The organism is Streptococcus sp. UBA3373 (genome assembly GCF_002360305.1).
GTDB classification, from domain to species: Bacteria; Bacillota; Bacilli; order Lactobacillales; family Streptococcaceae; genus Streptococcus; species Streptococcus alactolyticus.
This window is the reverse complement of record NZ_DEQF01000028.1, coordinates 16,395-37,527: the sequence shown is the minus strand read 5'-3', so window position 1 is coordinate 37,527 and position 21,133 is coordinate 16,395. Positions and strand designations below refer to the sequence as shown.

The 21,133-nt window shown below is 41.3% G+C and carries 16 protein-coding genes and 2 pseudogenes; 4 read left to right on the top strand and 14 right to left on the bottom strand.

The window, feature by feature from the left end; genetic code table 11:
* Positions 1-61: 61 nt before the first annotated feature.
* On the bottom strand, positions 62-2,005 hold the full coding sequence (locus B3R79_RS04125) for a sucrose-specific PTS transporter subunit IIBC (RefSeq protein WP_293693923.1): 1,944 nt from the start codon (positions 2,003-2,005) through the stop codon (positions 62-64).
* 196 nt (positions 2,006-2,201) lie between these two features.
* On the opposite strand from B3R79_RS04125, the gene B3R79_RS04120 reads away from it, so the two are divergent.
* Complete coding sequence (locus B3R79_RS04120) at positions 2,202-3,641, top strand: sucrose-6-phosphate hydrolase (RefSeq protein WP_154455185.1); 1,440 nt, start codon at positions 2,202-2,204, stop codon at positions 3,639-3,641.
* Position 3,642: 1 nt separating this feature from the next.
* Positions 3,643-4,605: a LacI family DNA-binding transcriptional regulator gene (locus B3R79_RS04115; RefSeq protein ID WP_168260372.1), complete on the top strand. Its 963-nt coding sequence runs from the start codon at positions 3,643-3,645 to the stop codon at positions 4,603-4,605.
* Positions 4,606-4,642: 37 nt separating this feature from the next.
* On the opposite strand, the gene nusB is transcribed toward B3R79_RS04115, so the two are convergent.
* The 6 genes from nusB to uvrA all read right to left on the bottom strand — a co-directional run bounded on the left by nusB (position 4,643) and on the right by uvrA (position 10,706).
* Positions 4,643-5,077, bottom strand: a complete 435-nt coding sequence (gene nusB / locus B3R79_RS04110) for a transcription antitermination factor NusB (protein WP_154454932.1) — start codon at positions 5,075-5,077, stop codon at positions 4,643-4,645.
* Positions 5,070-5,459 carry an Asp23/Gls24 family envelope stress response protein gene (locus B3R79_RS04105; protein ID WP_154454933.1) on the bottom strand — a complete coding sequence of 130 codons (390 nt, stop codon included), beginning with the start codon at positions 5,457-5,459 and terminating at the stop codon, positions 5,070-5,072. The genes nusB and B3R79_RS04105 overlap by 8 nt, the downstream gene beginning before the upstream one ends.
* Before the next feature lie 75 nt (positions 5,460-5,534).
* The gene (efp, locus tag B3R79_RS04100; protein ID WP_168260370.1) at positions 5,535-6,095 is read right to left on the bottom strand and encodes an elongation factor P; all 561 of its coding nucleotides are present in this window, start codon (positions 6,093-6,095) and stop codon (positions 5,535-5,537) included.
* Between the two features lie 96 nt (positions 6,096-6,191).
* Positions 6,192-6,647 carry a deoxycytidylate deaminase gene (locus B3R79_RS04095; RefSeq protein ID WP_293693919.1) on the bottom strand — a complete coding sequence of 152 codons (456 nt, stop codon included), beginning with the start codon at positions 6,645-6,647 and terminating at the stop codon, positions 6,192-6,194.
* Between the two features lie 43 nt (positions 6,648-6,690).
* Positions 6,691-7,755 (bottom strand): M24 family metallopeptidase, encoded by a 1,065-nt coding sequence (locus B3R79_RS04090; protein WP_168260369.1) that lies wholly within the window; start codon positions 7,753-7,755, stop codon positions 6,691-6,693.
* Between the two features lie 125 nt (positions 7,756-7,880).
* Entirely contained in the window at positions 7,881-10,706 is a 2,826-nt protein-coding gene (gene uvrA, locus B3R79_RS04085; protein ID WP_293693917.1) for an excinuclease ABC subunit UvrA, read from the bottom strand.
* A 302-nt stretch (positions 10,707-11,008) separates the two neighbouring features.
* Between uvrA and B3R79_RS04080 the strand changes: the two genes are divergently transcribed.
* Positions 11,009-11,953 carry a magnesium transporter CorA family protein gene (locus B3R79_RS04080; RefSeq protein WP_168260367.1) on the top strand — a complete coding sequence of 315 codons (945 nt, stop codon included), beginning with the start codon at positions 11,009-11,011 and terminating at the stop codon, positions 11,951-11,953.
* Between the two features lie 173 nt (positions 11,954-12,126).
* Entirely contained in the window at positions 12,127-12,783 is a 657-nt protein-coding gene (locus B3R79_RS04075) for a DUF1129 domain-containing protein (protein WP_154454939.1), read from the top strand.
* Positions 12,784-12,887: 104 nt separating this feature from the next.
* Here the strand turns inward: B3R79_RS04075 and rpsR are convergent, their stop codons facing one another.
* From rpsR to B3R79_RS04040, 7 genes and pseudogenes are all read right to left on the bottom strand, one after another.
* On the bottom strand, positions 12,888-13,127 hold the full coding sequence (gene rpsR, locus B3R79_RS04070; protein ID WP_000068664.1) for a 30S ribosomal protein S18: 240 nt from the start codon (positions 13,125-13,127) through the stop codon (positions 12,888-12,890).
* Positions 13,128-13,185: 58 nt separating this feature from the next.
* Positions 13,186-13,695 (bottom strand): single-stranded DNA-binding protein, encoded by a 510-nt coding sequence (locus B3R79_RS04065; RefSeq protein ID WP_168260366.1) that lies wholly within the window; start codon positions 13,693-13,695, stop codon positions 13,186-13,188.
* Positions 13,696-13,706: 11 nt separating this feature from the next.
* Positions 13,707-13,997: a 30S ribosomal protein S6 gene (rpsF, locus tag B3R79_RS04060; protein ID WP_154454941.1), complete on the bottom strand. Its 291-nt coding sequence runs from the start codon at positions 13,995-13,997 to the stop codon at positions 13,707-13,709.
* A gap of 91 nt (positions 13,998-14,088) precedes the next feature.
* Positions 14,089-14,289 (bottom strand): annotated as a pseudogene (locus B3R79_RS04055) (AEC family transporter); the annotation flags it as partial.
* Positions 14,290-14,307: 18 nt separating this feature from the next.
* A pseudogene (locus tag B3R79_RS04050) lies at positions 14,308-15,923 on the bottom strand (malolactic enzyme).
* Between the two features lie 163 nt (positions 15,924-16,086).
* Positions 16,087-18,603: a bifunctional lysylphosphatidylglycerol flippase/synthetase MprF gene (gene mprF / locus B3R79_RS04045; protein ID WP_293693912.1), complete on the bottom strand. Its 2,517-nt coding sequence runs from the start codon at positions 18,601-18,603 to the stop codon at positions 16,087-16,089.
* Positions 18,600-20,543 carry an alpha/beta fold hydrolase gene (locus B3R79_RS04040; RefSeq protein ID WP_293693910.1) on the bottom strand — a complete coding sequence of 648 codons (1,944 nt, stop codon included), beginning with the start codon at positions 20,541-20,543 and terminating at the stop codon, positions 18,600-18,602. The genes mprF and B3R79_RS04040 overlap by 4 nt, the downstream gene beginning before the upstream one ends.
* Between the last annotated feature and the right edge of the window lie 590 nt (positions 20,544-21,133).

Here is a 21,133-nt window from a genome sequence, read left to right as displayed (position 1 = left end):
TTATATTTTTTCGATTTGTCAGTGAAAGAGTGGTGACAATCACCTCTCTACTGAATCTTTTTTATTTAACGTCTAGCAAGTTATCCCCTTCACGGACGCTACCATCAGCGACTGGTGTTACTTCAGAGTAGTCAGCTGTATTTGTGATGATAATCATAGTCGTATCATCAAGTCCCGCGTCAGCGATTGCTTTGCTATCAAATGTTCCAAGAACATCGCCTTTTTTCACTTTTTGGTTAGCTGATACTTTTTGAGTAAAGCCTTTACCTTCCATTGACACGGTGTCAATACCAATGTGAATCAAAACTTCTGCTCCGTCGTCAGATTTAAGGCCGTAAGCATGACCTGTTTCAAAGGCAATTTGAACCGTACCATCAACTGGTGAGTAAACTATGTCACCACTTGGTTTAACAGCAATCCCTTGACCCATTGCCCCAGATGAGAATACAGGGTCGTTAACAGATGCCAAGGCAACTGTTTCACCAGCTAATGGGCTAACAATTGTTTCTGCTACTGCTTGAGTGGTAGGAGCTTGACTTGGTGCTGCAGTTGTTGTTTCTGCTTGTTTAGCAGATTCTTGAGCCGCTTGTTCTGCAACTGCTTCTGCTTCGAAAAGACCTGCTTCTCTTGTTTTACCGTAGATGTAAGTCAAAGCAAAGGCAATGGCGAAGCTGATAAGTTCACAAAGAATGTAGAATGGAATAGATGTTGCTTTGATTGAAAGGAATCCAAGGAAACCTGCTGAACCAAGTGATACGGCAACAACTTTAAGCAATCCTGCTACTGCAGCTGCTACCCCTGAACCAATCAAGGCACAGAAGAATGGGAAACGGTATTTCAAGTTAACCCCGAACAAAGCAGGTTCGGTAATACCTAGAAGGGCTGATACCCCTGCAGATGAAGCAAGACCTTTTGTTTTAGAATTTTTCGTTAAGAACCAGATGGCAAATGTCGCCGCACCTTGGGCAACGTTGGCCATAGAAGATACTACGAAGATGAAATCTCCGTATCCAATACCTTCACGCCAAGCTGAAAGCAATTGTGTTTCGATAGCTGGGAAGGATTGGTGCAGACCTGTCATAACAATCAATGAGTAAGTACCACCAAAGATACCCATACCAATGAATCCAGTTGTGTTATACAACCATACAATCCCATCTGTGATTGCATTTGACAACATCAACATCACTGGACCAATGACTGTGAAGGTTACAAAACCTGTAATCATCACAGACAAGAGTGGTGTGAAGGTAAAGTCAACTGATGATGGCAAACGTTTGTGGAAGAATTTTTCTAAGACTGAAAGCAACCAAACTGCTGCCAAAACTGGAATAACTTGGTAAGCGTAGTTGGTTTGTGCTACATGGTAACCAAAGACATTCCAATATTCGCTAGCCCCACCAAGGTCTGGTGTGGTCATAATCATACCAATGGCAGCCCCTAGGAATTGGTTAGCACCAAAGCGTTTCGCAGCTGAGATTCCGACCAAGATAGGCAAGAACATAAATGGTGCAGCTGACATCAATTGAATCATTGCTGAGATACCCTCAATAGCAGGGTACATCTCTTCAAGTGATTTTGGTCCAAATAAGTCTGGTGAGGTTAAGAAGTTGCGCAATGCCATCAACAAACCACCTGCAACCAGGGCAGGAATAATTGGAACAAAAATGTCTGACAACAACTTAATCAAAGCCATGATTGGGTTAAATCGCCCATTGTTGTTAGCAATTTGTTTTAAATCATCTGTAGAAACTTCTGACAAACCTGTCTTTTTAATCAATTCGTCATACACGAAGTTGACATCCCCAGCACCGATGATAACTTGGTACTGACCGTCAATTTTGAAAGTTCCTTTAACATCTGGATTTTCATCCAATGCTTTTTGATCGACTTTGCTATCGTCTTTCAATACAAGACGAAGACGAGTCGCACAGTGGGCAGCTGCAACAAGATTATCTTTTCCGACCGCTGCAATAACGTCAGAAGCTACTTTTCCATAATCCATTACATTAACTCCTTTTGTCTATTTATTAAGCGTGTGAAAGCGTTTCACTTGTTTACGTTTACATTCTACCACATCTGTCAAAAATATGTCAAGCGTTTGATATATTTTTTTATTTTTTGCCAAAAACAATTGATTTTTAAATAGAAAACGTTTACTATATAGGTATAGATGGATTACTAAAAGGAGAAAGACCCCTATGGATTTACCTAAAGAAATACGATACCGAGCGTATTCCGACTGGAGTACCGAAGAAAGAGCTGCTATTGCAGAAAATGTCAACAAGTCACCTTGGCATGTCACTTATCACATTGAGCCAAAAACAGGCTTATTAAACGACCCAAACGGCTTTTCTTTTTTTAACGGCAAATACACCCTTTTCTACCAAAATTGGCCATTTGGCGCAGCTCATGGCTTGAAAGAATGGGTTCATACCGAGTCAGAAGATTTGGTGCATTTCCATACAACTGGCGCAGAATTGCTGCCTGACACCAAGCACGATAGCCACGGGGCTTATTCAGGTTCAGCCTACGAAATCGACGGCAAATTATTCCTATTTTACACAGGAAATGTCCGTGATAAAAACTGGGTACGTGACCCTTTGCAAATCGGGGCTTGGATGGACAAAGACCACAAGATCACCAAATGCAAAGACGTGCTTATTCAGCAGCCTAGCGACGTGACTGAACACTTCCGTGACCCACAAATTTTCAAATACGATGACCAATTTTATGCTATTGTTGGAGCTCAAAGTCCTGAAAAATCAGGCTTTATCAAGCTTTACAAAGCCCTTGACAACAACGTTGAAAACTGGGAAGAAGTGGGTAATCTTGACTTTGGCGGAACAGGGTCAGAATACATGATTGAATGTCCAAACCTTGTTTTTGTGGATGGAAAACCAGTCCTACTTTACTGTCCACAAGGTCTGGATAAGGCAGAATTGGATTACCAAAACATTTACCCAAATACCTACAAAGTGTGTCAAACGTTTGATACAAAGATCCCTAAATTGGTTGATCCATCAACAATCAACAACTTGGATTATGGATTTGAAGCTTACGCAACACAAGGGTTCAATGCGCCTGATGGACGTGCTTTGATTGTGAGTTGGATTGGATTGCCAGATATTGATTACCCAACTGACCAATACGACTACCAAGGGGCACTTAGCTTGGTCAAAGAATTGTCTATCAAAGACGGCAAACTCTACCAATACCCTGTCGAAGCCATTACAAGCCTGCGTTCAAGCTCAGAACCGCTTGCTGACAAAGCCGAAACAGCAAACATTTACGAATTAGAAGTTACTTTTGCTGCTGACCAAGTATCAGAATTATTACTATTCGCTGACGACAAAGGAAACGGCCTACGTTTGACTGTGGATACTGCCAACGGAAAAGTCATCCTTGATCGTAGCAAAGCTGGCGTGCAATACGCAACTGATTTTGGTCAAACCCGTGAATGTGACATTGAACCAACAGAAACCACTGCCAACATCTTCGTCGATCGTTCAATTGTTGAAATTTTCATTAACAAAGGAGAAAAAGTATTTACCAGCCGCGTCTTCCCAGAAGCAGGGCAAAGCGGTATTCAGCTCACAGCTGGGGAAACGACTGGAACATACTTTGAGTTAACAAAGTAACATGGTAGCAAAATTAACAGATGTCGCTGAATTAGCTGGTGTTAGTCCAACCACCGTGTCGCGTGTCATCAATAACAAAGGGTATTTATCTGAAAAAACCAAAAGCAAGGTTCAAAAAGCCATGCAAACCTTGGGTTACAAGCCCAACAACCTCGCTAGAGGTCTGCAAGGCAAGTCAGCCAAATTGATTGGGCTCATCTTTCCAAATATCAGCAATATTTTTTATGCCGAACTCATCGAACATTTGGAAATCGAGCTTTTCAAACGTGGCTACAAGACCATTATTTGCAACAGTCAAAACGACCCTGCAAAAGAAAAAGAATACCTCGAAATGCTTGAGGCTAATCAGGTAGACGGGATTATTTCATCTAGCCACAATCTTGGCATCAAGGACTACAATCGTGTTGAGGCACCCATTGTTTCTTTTGACCGCAATCTCGCGCCAAATATCCCGATTGTATCCTCTGATAATTTCGAGGGAGGAAAAATGGCCGCTAAAACCTTGCAAAAGAACGGTTGCCAGCAAATCATTATGATTACAGGAAATGACAATACGGACTCACCAACAGAACTGCGTGCCCTTGGCTTTTCTTTCCAAATTCCACAAGGAAAAATCTTCAAAGTGCCAAACAACCTCTCTAACATTCGCCGTGAAATGGAAATCAAGTCCATTATCGCCAACAACAAACCTGATGGGGTCTTCGTTTCTGATGATTTGACTGCAATTTTGACCATGAAAATTGCCAAGCAACTCAAACTTCAAGTACCTGAAGATTTGAAAATCATTGGCTATGACGGCACGACTTTCACCGAAAATTTCATTCCTGAACTTACCACGATTAAACAACCGATTGACGAAATTGCTAATTTAATTGTTGATGTTCTGATCAAAAAAATAAAGGGAGAAAAGACCAGCAAAGACTATGTTTTGCCGATTTCTTTACTCCCTGGTGGCAGTATTTAAAAAGCAAAAAAACAAGCTGAACAATCAGCTTGTTTTTTTACATTGTAATAAACTGGCTTAGCAAACCATTGACAAATTTTGCAGATGTGTTATCTGAATATTTCTTAGCAATTTCAATGATTTCATTGACAGCCACGCGACCTGGTGTTTCGTCAAAATACTTGATTTCAAACAAACCTAGGCGCAACAAAGTTTTATCCGTTAGGGTCAAGCGTTCCAAAGACCAACCTGCTTTTAAATGCTCTTCAATTTGCTGGTCAATGTCTGCTTGAAAGTCTTGCACACCTTTGACAAGGCTAAGGAGAAAGACAGGAATATCAACTGTCACTCCTTCATCATCAAGCATGGGTTTGTCGTAAATGTAGGCAAACTCCGCAGCTGACAAGACATCTCCCCCAAATTCTAGGCTAAACAGGGCTTGGAAAGCACGCTCACGAAGGTCACGTCTGGAATTGGTAAAATTATTAGTCATCCAAAAAATCCTCATCAAACAATGCTTTTAAGTCTGGTTTAGGAGTCTTTTCAGGAACAATGCCTTCTACATGAATGTTTACAGATGAGATGGTTACTTCTGCCATGTCATAAACGGCTGCTTTTACCGCTTTTTGGATAGCAATAGAAACAGCAGGGACATTGACACCGTATTGTAAATAGACATAAATATCCGCATTAACTGTTCCATCTTCTTCTGTTTTAAGATAGACACCTTTGCCCAAAACGGTTTTGCTAAAGCTATCTGTCACCGCTTTGTTACGAAGGGAGTGAACACCATCAACCTTAGTTGCAGCAATACCTGTAATGACTTCCAGTACACGTGGTGAAATGACGATATCACCAATATTTTCAGTTGTCATAAGCATTCCTTTCTAAATACATAAAGGTAAAAAAGTAAAGAGTACAAACTGCCTCTCTACTTACTTTACTGGCTATTACGCACGTGATACGTAAGTACCTTCTTGAGTGTTGATGACTAATTTTTGACCAACTTCAATAAAGTCTGGCACGTTAACCACAAGACCTGTTTCAAGAGTGGCTGGTTTACCTGAACCTGTAACAGTTGCTCCTTTGATTGAAGGTTGTGTGTCAGTAACGATCAATTCAACAGTTGTTGGAACAGTTACACCGATAACTTCTGTACCGTAGAATTGAATTTTAACTTCTGAGTTTTCAAGGATGTAAAGCAATTCTTCTTCAACGTTGGTTACTGGAATTTCGTATTGTTCGTAGCTTTCAGTATCCATGAAGTATGCGGTGTCATCCATTTTGTAAAGGTATTGGGCAGCACGCGTTTCAATGATTGCTTGTTCAAATTTTTCTTCTGGGCGGTAAGTCGTATCAAAAGTTGAACCAGAACGAACGTCGCGGAGTTTCATACGCATAACAGTGTTCCCTTTACCTGGTTTGTGGTGGCTTGCTTCAAGAACTTTGATAAGTTTGCCATCTGATGTTACGAAAGTCATACCTGCTCTAAGCTTACTTGCTTCAATCATTTATTCATTACCTCTTATAAATTAGTTATCGTCTTATTTTACCATAAAATAGAGCATGGCTCAAATGTTTTATAGGGGAATGTCTAGTCAAGGGCTTTAAGCATCTTTTCCCAAATGCACTTCTGGGATGTCATGCTGCACATAAGCCACGCCTTTTTGCTCCATCAGTTCAATGGCAAACGGATGCATGCGGTAAGCTGTCTTGTAGGTGATTTTCTTGACACCTGCTTGTAACAAGGCTTTGGTGCAGTTGATGCACGGAAAATGGGTCACATAGATTTCGGTACCTTTTGTAGAAATGCCTTCTTTGGCACATTGGATGAGGGCATTCATTTCGGCATGAACCGTGCGAATACAGTGCCCGTCCTCCATCTTATGCCCAACCTCATTGCAGTTATCAGTAGCAGACACCCCACCGTTGTATCCTGTGGCGATGATGCGGTTATCCTTGACCAATACAGCCCCAACAAAAGCACGGTCACAGGTGGAACGCTTGGAAATCAGCTCCGCATTTGCCATAAAATAATCTTGCCAAGAAAGTCTATTTGTCATCGTTTCTTCCTCTTATGCTTATCTAACGCTTGTACAGGCTCGTTTAAGGTAAGACAATCAATTCTTTTGGTGCCAAGGTCAAGACTTCGCAACCCTCTTCTGTGACGATAAGGTCATCTTCGATACGGACACCAAATGCATTGTCCAAATAAATGCCTGGCTCGTCTGTAATCACCATACCTGCTTCAACCACTTCTTCTGATTGACCAAAGTAAGGAATTTCATGGATATCCAGTCCGATACCATGACCAATACCGTGCGTGAAATAATCACCGTAACCCGCATTGGTAATCACATTACGCGCTGCCTTGTCGTAATCTTTACGAACCATACCTGCCTTAACCGAATCAATCACAGCTTGGTTCGCTTCCAAAACCAACTGGTAAACCTCACGCTCCTTGTCGCTAATGTCACCGATGTGAATGGTGCGTGTCATATCGCTAACGTAATGATTGTAGTAGCAACCAAAATCAAGCGTCAGCATATCGCCAGATTCAATGACCTTGTCACTCGCTACACCGTGTGGCATAGCAGAGCGTTTACCTGACGCTACGATGGTTTCAAAGGAAATACCTGATGCCCCATATTCACGCATCCGAAAATCAAGGAAATTGGCGACTTGCAATTCTGTCGTTTGCCCTGCCTTGATAAAGTCCAGCACATCTGTAAAGGCACGGTCAGAAATGGAACAAGCCTTACGGATGGTTGCCATTTCAGAAGCATCTTTAATCATGCGCAATGCTTCCATGAAGTTGGTTTGGGCTTGCAGATGATAACCTGCAAATACCGCTTGCAGATTTTGATAGTAGGCAAAAGACACTTGACTATCAAAGCCAATTCTTTCCAACTTATCTGCTTGGATAACCTTGGCAATCTCTTGCAGAGGGTCACGGCTTTCAATGATGTCAAATCCTTGTACGGATTGTTTCGCAATCAAGGTATAGCGGGCATCTGTCACAAACAAACAGCGTGTTTTAGAAATAAAAACCGTCGCTGACGTCCCCCAAAAACCAGTCATGTAGTAAATATTGTTTTGACCAGTCACCAAAAAACCATCAATACCAACTTTGTCCAACTTTTCTTCAAAACGTTTCAATCTTGTCAACATAGGACTCTCCTTTGCAAGTCTTTTCCCCATTATATCAAAATAAGTTAAAAGCGGATACAAGATTTCGGCATATCACGGAAAAAGCCTCTCCAAATGGCATATACCTTGGAAAAGCTTTCTTGATATTATGATAATTTGTCTTTCAAATATTGTCCTGTGTAAGAACCTTTGACTTTGGCGACTTCTTCAGGCGTACCTGTGGCAACGATTTGACCCCCGCCGACACCACCTTCTGGACCAAGGTCAATCAAGTAATCCGCCGTTTTAATGACATCTAAATTGTGTTCAATCACGATGACGGTATTACCATCATCCACAAAACGTTGGAGAACTTGAAGCAAGCGTGCAATATCATCCGTATGTAAACCCGTGGTTGGCTCATCAAGAACATACAAACTCTTACCTGTTGAACGTTTGTGCAATTCACTTGCCAACTTCATGCGTTGGGCTTCCCCACCTGATAAAGTGGTTGCCGATTGTCCCAAAGTGATGTAGCCAAGCCCCACGTCTTTAATCGTTTGCAGTTTCCGAGCAATTTTAGGAATGGCTGCAAAGAATTCTACCGCGTCATTGACTGTCATTTCAAGAACTTCGGCAATATTTTTATCCTTGTAACGAACTTCTAGGGTTTCACTGTTGTAACGTGTCCCATGACAAACCTCACAAGGCACGTAAACATCAGGCAAGAAGTGCATTTCAATCTTGATAATCCCATCACCCGAGCAGGCTTCACAACGTCCACCCTTGATATTAAATGAGAACCGTCCTTTTTTGTAACCACGAATTTTGGCTTCGTTGGTTTGGGCAAATAAATCGCGAATATCATCAAATACACCTGTATAAGTAGCTGGGTTTGACCGCGGTGTTCTTCCGATAGGGCTTTGGTCAATGTCAATCAAGCGGTCAACGTATTCCACACCTTCTAGGGCACGGTGTTTGCCAGGTTTGGCAGCATTACGATTTAATTTTTGGGCGACAGCTTTTTTCAAAATGCCATTTACCAAGGTCGATTTTCCAGAACCTGACACACCTGTCACGGCAATAAAGGTTCCCAAAGGAAAATCAACGTCAATGTTTTTCAGGTTATTTTCACTAGCTCCCTTGATAGACAAGAAACGCCCATTGCCTTGACGGCGTTCTGTCGGCACAGGAATAGCTTTTTTCCCTGACAAATACAAGCCCGTGATGGAATTGGGGTCCTTGGCCACTTCTTCTGGGGTACCTGAAGCAACGATTTCACCGCCAAAGGCTCCTGCTCCTGGCCCCACATCAATCAACCAATCCGCCTGACGCATGGTGTCCTCATCGTGTTCCACAACAATCAAGGTATTGCCCAAATCACGCATTTTCTTCAAACTAGAAATCAAGCGGTCATTGTCCCTTTGGTGCAAGCCAATTGAAGGCTCGTCAAGAACGTAAAGCACACCAGAAAGGTTGGAACCAATTTGCGTTGCTAGGCGAATGCGTTGGCTTTCCCCACCAGACAAAGTCCCTGCCGAACGTGACAAGGTCAAATAATTCAAACCAACATTGTTTAAGAAAGTCAAACGGTCTTTGATTTCTTTTAAGATAGGTTTGGCAATGACACTTTCATTTTCAGAAAGTTCCAAGTGTTTCAAGTGTTCCAAATGGTCAGACACAGACAAATCAGACACTTGCCCAATGTTCAAGCCATCTTCACCACCCACGCGTACACTGAGGGCTTGCGGGTTCAAACGGTAACCATGACAAGCTGCACAGGTCAATTCGTTCATGTATTCTTTCATGACCTTGCGGGTGAAGTCACTATTGGTTTCATGGTAACGGCGGTTAACATTGTTGACAACCCCTTCAAAAGGAATATCAATGTTGCGTTCGCCACCAAAATCATTGACATAGTGAAAATGAAATTCACGCTCACCTGAACCATATAAGACAAGGTTCTGGTCGTCCTCGCTCAAATCCTCAAAAGGCGTATCCATATCCACGCCAAAGGCTTCCATAGCTTGCTCCAACATGGTTGGGTAATATTGTGACGAAATGGGATTCCACGGAGCGAGTGCCCCTTCACGCAGCGTCTTGTGACGGTCAGGCACCACCAAATCCACATCCACTTCTAATTTAATTCCTAAGCCATCACAGGTCGGACATGACCCAAAAGGCGCATTAAATGAAAAGAGGCGAGGTTCCAATTCTGGCACGGTAAACCCACAAACAGGGCAGGAATAATGTTCTGAAAAGAGCAATTCATTGCCATCCATGGTGTCAATGATGACATAACCATCAGCCAAACGAAGGGCTGATTCGACCGAATCAAACAAACGCGACCGAATGCCTTCTTTGTTAATCAAGCGATCCACAATGATTTCGATATTATGTTGCTTGTTCTTAGACAACTCAGGGACTTCTGAGACCTCGTAAACATCTCTATCGACTCTAGCACGCACATAACCATCCTTTTGAATGCGACTAAAAATGGTCTTGTGTTGCCCTTTTTTACGACGAACAATAGGTGCCAAAATCTGCATCCGTGTCCGCTCAGGCAAGGCTAGGACTTGATCCACGATTTGCTCAACAGACGAAGCCTTAATCGGTCCATGCCCATTGATACAATAAGGCGTCCCTACACGCGCGTACAACAAACGCAAATAATCATTGATTTCCGTTGTCGTTCCCACCGTTGAACGAGGGTTTTTACTGGTAGTTTTTTGGTCAATGGAAATGGCAGGGCTAAGCCCCTCAATCGAATCCACATCTGGTTTTTCCATGTTACCAAGAAACATACGGGCATAAGCTGACAAGCTTTCCACATAGCGGCGTTGCCCTTCTGCGTAAATCGTATCAAATGCCAAACTCGACTTTCCCGATCCAGACAAGCCTGTCACCACAACCAGCTTATCCCTAGGAATATCCACATTAACATTTTTCAAATTGTGGGCACGCGCCCCACGAATCGTTAGTTTTTCTTGCATATTTCTCAACCAGCAGTTCCAGTCCGCCGCCATATCTCAATAGTAGCGCACCTCTAATAAGAACTGATAATCCTTTCTAATTAGGCATTTCCACATGTTCCATCTTCATTATAACAAATTTTCTGTGACTTACTTTCCCAAAAAACTCCGAATTGTAGTATAATAGGAGAGTATGTAAATTTTCCTTTTTTCGTTATGAAAAACAGTGTCTTTTTACAGGCTAAAAATTTAGAACACGATTTGGCTGATAGTGAAAGAAATGTCAAATCCTGTATCTCAGGTAAAAAGGAGGGGTTGTTTTTATGGAACAAATGTTTCTATCAACAGCGTTAGAATTTAAAGAAATCAATACATTCGAGCCAGGCGCTTGGATTAACTTGGTTAACCCCTCCCAGGAAGAATCAGTGAGGCTGTCTGAACAGTTCAACATTGATATCACTGACCTACGTGCACCACTTGACCTCGAAGAAACCTCACGTATTGCCGTTGAGGACAACTACACTCTCATCATCGTTGACGTACCGACCTATGAAGAGAGGAACAACAAAAGTTACTACGTCACCATTCCTTTGGGAATTATCGTGACAGAAAATGCCGTTATTACGACTTGTCTGCAAGAGTTGACCCTTTTTGACAACTTTTTCAATCGCCGTGCGAAAAATTTCTACACTTTCATGAAAACACGCTTTGTTTTCCAATTGCTTTATCGCAATGCTGAGCTTTTCCTAACTGCTCTTCGTTCTATCGACCGCCAAAGCGACCGTATCGAAGCCGAACTGGAAAATGCCACACGCAATGAGCAACTCATCGACATGATGGAGTTGGAAAAATCTATCGTGTACTTGAAAGCGTCTCTAAAATTCAACGAGCGTATTGTCAAGAAACTCTCAAGCAGCAACAGTTCTTTGAAAAAGTACATTGAAGACGAAGATTTGCTGGAAGACACCTTGATTGAAACGCAACAGGCCATCGAAATGGCTGGCATTTACGAAAATGTCTTGAATGCCATGACCGAAACAACAGCCTCTATCATCAACAACAACCAGAACACCATCATGAAGACACTCGCCCTCATGACCATGATTTTGGATATTCCAACCGTAATCTTCTCAGCTTATGGTATGAACTTCCAAAACAACTGGCTACCGCTAAACGGTTTACCTCATGCCTTTTGGTACATCGTCTTTATCGCCGCTTCTATGAGTGCCGCTGTCGTGATTTACTTCTTTAGAAAGAAGTGGTTCTAATGAATGAATTGCCCCACACCCTCTTGTTAAATCCTAATCATTTGACGCAGGGTGTTTACTAGTTAGAGAAAGTAAATCATTTGTTTTCTCTAACTAGTAATTTCTCTTGATGTAAAGACATTACTGGATACACTTAATCATTTGTTATTTCAAAAAACAGGAGAATAGACCTAATGGATCTCAATCAGCTTACTAAAAAGAATCAAGAATTCATTCACATTGCTACCAATCAGTTGATTCGTGATGGCAAATCAGATGAGGAAATCAAAGCTATTTTAGCAGATGTTTTACCAACCATCGTTGAAAATCAGAAAAAAGGGATTACCGCCCGTTCACTTCTTGGCGCACCAACAACTTGGGCTGCTTCTTTCACAACACAAGAATCAGAAACCCAAGACGCTAACAAAAAGAAAAACGATAACCCTTGGTTGATGTGGTTGGATACATCACTATTATTCATCGGCGTCGTAGCCCTTTTAAATGCTGTTATGGCTTTCTTTAGCACGTCAGCAACAAGCTTTGGTTTGCTCTCACTTATCGCCCTTGGTTTTGGTGGTGGGGCTGCTATGTATGTCACTTACTACTTTATTTACCGCCACGCTGGCAAACCAAAAAGCGAGCGTCCTGGCTTTGGTAAAACCATCCTTGTTATCGGACTTTCAATGATGGCTTGGGTATTGGTTTACACGGCAACAGCCTTCTTACCACTTGCCCTCAACCCACAATTGCCAGCAGTTGTCATGCTTATCATCGGAGCTGCTGCTCTACTTGGACGTCATTATCTTCAAAAACGCTACAACATCCTTAGCGCTATGACGCCACAAGCTTAACAGTCAAACCCCTCACTTTTAAAAAGTGAGAGGTTTTTTTGATGCTTTTGATCATACAAAAAACGACTTCACAAGGAAGTCGTTTTTAGCGTCATCACAACGAATTAGTCTTCGTTTACGAATGGCATAAGAGCCATAACGCGAGCGCGTTTGATAGCTGTTGTTACTTTACGTTGGTTTTTAGCTGATGTTCCAGTAACACGACGTGGAAGAATTTTACCACGTTCTGATACGAAACGGCTAAGAAGCTCAGTATCTTTGTAATCAACATATTCAATTTTGTTAGCTGCGATGTAATCAACTTTTTTACGGCGTTTGAATCCGCCACGACGTTGTTGAGCCATGTGTATTCTCCTTTATATTATAGTGTTTCAAGTCCGATAAACTTGGTCATTCCATACTTTAGAATGGAAGGTCGTCGTCTGAAATGTCCATTGGGTTTGAATTGCCAAATGGGCTTTCGTCGCGACCAAAATTTGGTGTTTGTTGTGAAGGTTGTGATGAAAAACCACTATCATGTGAATTATCCCCAAATGATGGTTGGTTATTGTAACCAGCATTGTAAGAACCACCTGATTGGCCTTCACGTGTAGCACGACTTTCCAAGATTTGGAAATTATCTGCAATTACTTCTGTTACGTAAACGCGTTGACCTTGTTGGTTTTCATAGTGACGGGTTTGAATACGTCCTGTAATACCAACCAATGTGCCTTTTTTAGCCCAATTAGACAGGTTTTCTGCTTGCTGACGCCAAATCACACAGTTGATAAAGTCAGCTTCGCGTTCACCATTTTGGTTTTTAAAGTTGCGGTTTACCGCTAGGGTAAAAGTCGCAACAGCTTGATTTGATGGGGTGTAACGAAGTTCTGCATCGCGGGTCATACGACCAACAAGTACTACATTATTTATCATAACACACCTTCTTACGCGTCAAGTTTAACAATCATGTGACGAAGAATGTCGCCGTTGATTTTTGAAAGACGGTCAAACTCGTTAAGAGCTTCAGCGTTTTCAGCTTCAACATTGACAATGTGGTAAAGTCCTTCACGGAAATCTTTGATTTCATATGCAAGACGACGTTTTTCCCAGTCTTTTGATTCTACAACAGTCGCACCGTTGTCAGTCAAGATAGAGTCAAAACGTGCTACCAAAGCATTTTTAGCTTCTTCTTCAATGTTTGGACGAATAATATAAAGAATTTCGTATTTAGCCATTGATATTTCCTCCTTTTGGTCTAATGACTCGCATCCTTGGACACGAGTAAGTGAGGCATACTCACAATAAATAATTATACTATATTATCCTAGAATGTGCAAGAGATTTATCTAAGGTCAAGTATTTCAAAACCGATACAAAGATTGAGGCAGGTAAAACAATGTTCATCACAAGTTTAGAAACATTCCCACCAAAGTCTGGTCCAAACCAGCCTTTTTCATTGAGGTAAAAACCTAGGGCAATGATAAAGATAATGGGTAAAATATTTTCAATTGATGTTAAAATACTCATCTCCTGATACCCCCTAAATTAGTAGTTAGGATACCATTTAATGTCTTGAACGGCTTTTTCCATATCACCGTCAACTTGTGCCAAACCTTCTTCTTGTGCTGTTTTGGCTACGGCATTGGCAACGTAGATAGAGAACTCTGTCAAGCGAGAAACTGGTGGCAAGACAGGTGCTCCTGGTTTACCTGAGTCAACCAAACCACTAAGTGAGTGAGCTGCTGCACCAATCATTTTATCAGTCAATAATTTTGCTTTAGAAGCCATAACCCCTAGACCAAGACCTGGGTAAATCAAGGCATTGTTAGCTTGACCGATTTGGTAACAAACACCTTTGTATTCTACATCTGCTACTGGAATACCAGTCGCAACGAAGGCTTTACCATCTGACCAACGAATCAAATCCTCAGCAGTTGCTTCAGCCAATTTAGTTGGGTTACTCAATGGGAAGATGATTGGGCGTTCTGTAAAGCTGCACATATCTTCAACGATTTCTTGTGTAAAGGTACCAGGTTGTGTTGACGTACCGACAAGAATAGTTGGTTTGATCGCTTTGACCACTTTTGAAAGTTCGGTTAATTCTTCGCTGTTTTCAAATTCTGAACGTTTACGTGCAAATGGTTTTTGTTCTGGTGTCAAATCATCCATGTCATCAGAGAGCAAACCTTGTTTATCTACCATGTAGAAACGACTGTAAGCTTCTTCTTCTGTAAGGCCTTGTTCCATCATTTCCAAAAGAACGCGGTGGGCAATACCTGCACCCGCTGTTCCTCCACCGAAGCAAAAGTAACGTTGGTCTGTTAATTTTTCACCAGTGATATCAAGCGCACCATAGATACCTGCTAGAGTAATGATACCAGTTCCTTGGATATCGTCGTTGAATGTTGGGATTTTATCTTTGTATTTGTTAAGGATAACAGACGCATTGCTACGTCCGAAATCTTCCCAGTGCAAGTACAAATCAGGGAACAAATCTTCAGCTTCTTTAACAAATTGGTCGATAAAGTCGTAGTAAGCTTCACCACGGATACGTTTGTGGCGATTTCCTAGATAAAATGGGTTGTTTAATAATTCTTCGCGGTCTGTACCAGCGTCAATGACAACTGGTAAAACCGTTTTAGGGTCAATACCTGCTGCTGTGTAAATCATCAATTTTCCGACTGAAATATCCACACCTTGTGTACCCCAGTCACCAATACCTAAAATACCTTCTGCATCGGTTACAACGATAAGGCGGATATTACGATCGCCTGCTGCATTTTTAAGGGTATCAAGAATGTCTTCAGGGTGTTCAACAGAAAGGAAAGCCGCATATTGCGGATCAACAAACAAATCACTGTATTGTTCGATAGATTCTGCAATAACTGGATCGTAAACAATTGGGTTAAATTCAACAACGTGTTCGTTAAACAAATAGTAGAACAAGGTTCTATTTGTGTTGAAAAATTCCATCAAGAAATGGCGTTTTTCCAAATCGATGATTTACGTTGATAGTGAGCATACGCTTGTTCTGCTTGTTCTTCTATGGTTTGAACTTTTGGAGGAAGTAAACCAACTAAACCAAGTTCTTTACGTTCTTCCAAAGTAAAAGCAGTTCCCTTATTCAAAAAAGGATCATTCAAAATGTCATGTCCTAACATAATAAATATCCTCTCTTTTAATAAATAAATTAGCAAACAAAATTACATAGGCATATTACAACTTTTCACATAAAAAGTAAAGACATAGGTTCTGATATTTTAAAAAAAACGTACCCACCTCTAAACTCTGCCCAACAGGCATAAGAGCAAGAGGTTGGATACGTTAATCTTGGTCTAGTGTGCGATTGTCAATACGGTAAATCGCTAATAAATCACAGGCTAACCATGATGATTTCATGTAACTAATGTAGCGTGGTTGCCATTCTGGTGCAAATTTTTGCTTGTATTTACGCAATCCTTCAAACGAGTAAAAACGTGACGTGAAGGAATAAACAAGGAAACCAATGCGTTCTTGGATAAAACTGTCTTTATTGATTCCCACATTTGATAGCGGCGCCATGCCCAAATCAAAGTAGCGGTAGCCTTCTTCCTTGTAGTGCAAGAAGAGAGAAATAAAGAGGTAATCCATAACGCCAGATGGGCTTTCTTCCTTGTCATAACGCATTAAATCAACGGTAACAACAGATTCTTCTTCAGCTAGGATAATGTTGGCAAAAGCCACGATTTTTCCTTTGTCATTACGTACCAAAGCTATCGGCGTCATTTGCAAGTAATCTTCCTTGAAAAAACCTAGTGAGAAGCCTTTTTCCTGACGGCCATCCAGCCACGAATCTGAAATGCTGCGAAGCTGTGTGATTAGCTCAGGCGCATAAGGCGGTTGGATAATATCAAATGTGAAGCCTTCTTTTTCCACAAAGTTAAGGGCACGGCGGAAGCTCTTGCTGCTTTTACCCGTCAAAGTGAAATCTTGCAGATGAACCAAAGCAGACTCCCCAAATTTCATGAATTCAAACCCACATTCATGCAGGTAGAGGGTCAATTCTTGACCGATTTCATAAAAGACTGGCGAATAATTGAGGTCCCTAGCTGCTCGGATAAAGGCGTTGATAGCAGGCTGGAAGTTGTCCTTATCGCCAATCGGCTCGCCCATCACCACGGCTTTGTTATTATCCAGTGAAAATTGAAGCACAACACTTGCTTCTGGTTTATTAGGGTACCAAAACAGCTGCTTGTCCCCCAAGAATGGTAAAAAGCTATCAGAGGTGTTGCCATGTGTGTCCAAAAACTGACGATAGGCTTCCGCATCGAAAGACTCGCCTAGTTTCTTAGAGCTCTTTCGCAAAAGGTGCACGATAATCGTGTAGCAAATACCCACGACAATAATCGTTCCAAGGAAAGAAATGGCAAATTTATTAAGCTGTAAAATTTCTTTGTGATGAATCAAATAATGCGGCATGCCTAGGAAAAGGTAGCTAATGATTAAGCCTAGAAAAATCACGCTATCTTTCAGCAAGGATTCCCAAGAATAAATCAAACGGTCAACAGTCAGGTTATTTTTGAAGAAAACCAATAACAGTAACAAGATAATCAAATAAAGCGACGTGAAATTGCTAAAGGATTTGGCATTTATCCAAATAAGCGACACGAAAATGAGCCCAATGCCAAAAGGCAGTGCTTGACGCACGCGCTCTAACAAAGAACGCCCTAAAAGAATGTAAAGACTTCCGATTAAGATACTTGGAAATTGCCAAATGAGGTTGGCATGAATAGGATTCATCTGTTTCAACCAGTGAATTTGATTGACCTTCTCTGGAATGGTAGCTGATAACACGAGGAAAATCCCAAACAAAACCACCAAACCATAAATCAAACGTCTTAGCAAAGTAACGGTTAATTCTTTTGGAATGCCTTTGTAGTGGTCGTTGATGGTTTTACCAAGATTTTTAACAAATAGCACCACCCCAAGGGCAAATGGCAAAATATCGTAAACCATACGGTAAAGCAAGGTCCACAAAATTACGTCAGTGCTGGCAAATCCCATCATGGTCAAAGCTGTCATCATAGTCAAATCAAAACTTCCGATTCCACCAGGAATGAAAGAAATCATCCCAAACAAAATGGCTAAGATGTAAGCTCCAGCAACTTGGACAATTGAAAAATGGAAGCCCATCAAATACCCAACTGCAAGGAATGACCCAACACAACCTGACCATTCCAAAACAGAAATCAAAGTTAATTCCAAACGCACCTTTCGCTCAACATTACCAAAAAAGGTGAGGTTTTCCCTTGATGATATCCACAAGACGACTGGGAAATAAAAGGCTGCTACCACAAAAATAATCAAAAAACGGTGTAGATAGGAGCCTTCTGTGAACAACCCTGCAAACAGCAAAATCACTGTGGATAAGACAGACAAACCAGAGCTAAAATAAGGGAGCAGACGGGACAAGACCTTGATGCTTTTCCCGTTGTCAATGCCGTCACTGTACAAGGCTAGACGCAAACCAACATCTATAATTCCACCAAAACCAATCATATTATTTATGGTGTTGATACTCCAACTATTTTCAATAATGTACTTTTTAGAGTGCGACGTCCCAAGCAAACGGTTGAAAATAACGTCATAACCAATCATCGGCATAACGGCCACTAAGCCAATCAAAATCATTAGAACGATATTGAAAGGGGGAATGCTAGCAAAGGCTGACTGTAAGGTCGGCCACGAAATGGTTTTAGACAATCGGAAAAATTCGACTAAAACCAAGATGAAAATCGATAAACTAAATCCTATTTTGATCTTGGATTCATTGGTTTTGAAAAAATTGATGACTTTCTTCATGCGTTCTTATTCTCCTCTAGTTGCGTCAAAAAGTGATTCACTTCCTTATTAAAACGTTTGGGACTGAGGTAAGCCATATTGTGCAGACGAAATGGTACTGAAACCAAATGACCATTACCAAGATGATTAGCAATTTCAAGCGAATGCTCATAAGAAATCAAGTCCCATCCACCAATCAAGACCAAGGATGGAACGGTAACACGAGCTAAATCATTCAGATGAATGGGCATATCCTCCATCATCAAACGCATATTTATCATATAATTTTCCAATTGTGGGAAATACGGCAACAATCGCTTCATCACACGGTACAAAACGTGTGTGGACAATCCAGCATACCATTTCTCACCATACAGGCGAATGTTTCCAGCATTTAAGACCAAACCTGTCACCAAGTCAGAGTATTTCAAAGCAATAGTCAAAGCCAAGTTTGCCCCGTCACTATAACCAATGAAAATAGCCTTGTCGATGCCCAATTCCTTCAGCGCATAAGCAATATCATCTGCCATCAAATCAAAGGAATTGACCGCCTTTTCATTAGTTGATTGCCCATGACCTCTGCTGTCAAACAAAACCAACTGGTATTTTTGAGAGAAATAAGGAATTTGTTTGCTAAAGTAATGGTAATTGCCGTTATTACCGTGTAAAAAGACTAAGGTTTCACCCTCACCGACAATCTGATAATGCAATTGTGAACCGTCAGGTAAAGGGATAAAGGTTTCTGATTCAGTATCCTTACTGGCATCTCTACGGCATTTGATAAGCAGCAACAAGCCAATGCTTAACAAAACAGGAAAGAGATAGGTTTTTGGAAAACCAATAAAAGAATAGACAATCATACCTGCTGTTAGCGGTGCATTCATGGTAATTCCCAAGAAACTACAAGCAGCAACGGCTAGATAGATTTGAGATGGGTCATTAAAACCAAAAAGAGCAGCCACCAAGCACACCACCTCTCCAAAAGCAACTCCCAGTGAAATCGATGGCGTCATTGTCCCACCGTAAGACCCAAATCTCAAGCAAAGTAAGACAATGGCGTATTTACATGTAAATAAAACCAAGGCATCAGGCAAACTCAAGCTGTCAAATCCAGCTTGCACCAAAGGTGCCCCATTCCCCAGCAATTCTGGAAAACGATAACTTTGCACAGCAAGAAGGACAAAAACCAAAGGCAATTGCCATAAAATGCGACTATCTTTGGTGCGATTTTGGCTGGCGTGTTTACTAATACGGCTAAACAAACGCGCCACAGGTATGGTCGCAAAGGTTAAAATAACCGTCACCACAAAAGTCACCCAAGTCACAGGCTGAGGATTGACATGGTAAAGCGGTGCATCGCTAATTCTCAAGTGGGCAATAGCTGTCGCTCCATAAGTCGTGATGAAAGCCACCACCACATTTATAGCCGTCAAAGGAATGCCAAGCACTTCAAAGACAAATATCAAGCTGGCAAAAGGAATTTGGTAAATGGCTGCTAAACCTGCTGCCGCCGAACTCGCCACCAAAACCGAACGCTGGTCACTATCTAGCGGAATTTTTCTAACCAAATGCGTTGAGAACAAACTCCCTAATTCACGCGGAGCCACTTCTTTACCAACAGGCGCCCCCATACCAACCGTGATAACTTGCAAAAACAAATGCCCTAATTGTCGCCAAAAAGGGGGATATTCTTCTATTTCTGATTGAGGTGAAATTTGCTTTTTCAAAGGAATTAGACGTCTTCCTTGCCTCTGAAGAAAATACCACCCCAAAGCACTTAGCAAACCAGAAACCAAAACAATGCCGCTACGTTGCAGCGCTGGCACGGTGTGTAAAATGTCTTCCCAAAGAAAATCAAAAAGATCATGCAACACAATAGCGCCTAAACCAACTAGAATAGCCATAACAAGCGCTAATAGTATTAGCCTAATCTTATTTCTACTCGTAAATACTGTATCCATACCTTCTTACCTTAAACCAATTGAAAAAGTTAGCTGTCCTTAACAAATCTGTTAGGTGTATCAGAAATATTCTAACATAAAAACGAACGAACTGCACCTTGTACTTGTCGAAGATCAGTTATTATCTCTATTATGGTATCACAAAAGCCCCGCAAAAGAAAAAGACTAGAACTGCTATTTTGCTTTTCTAGACTTTTCTTTGATAGCATCAAAAAAGCACTCTAGAAAGTAGCTAGAATGCTCTTTAGTCAACGTTTTTAAGTTATTGTCATTAATAAGTGATTTTCACTATTGCTTTTTTAGGGTTATTTATATCTCATAGAGTTGTCATGGGAGTACACTAGAGTTAATTGTCACCGTTTTTATAACGGCCTACATTCATCTTCATCATATTGCACCTCCGTGGGTTCTTTCAAATCAGAAGCCTCATTTTACATTGGACTCACTCCTACTAATGTTTGTTAATCCGAAAAGAGCGATTGACTCGTCGCCACTTTGGCTTAACTTGCTCTACTTTAAAACTCCTAACATGAATTGCTTTCATATCTATCTTTTGTCTTATCAAACATGGAAGCAATATGATTAGAAGC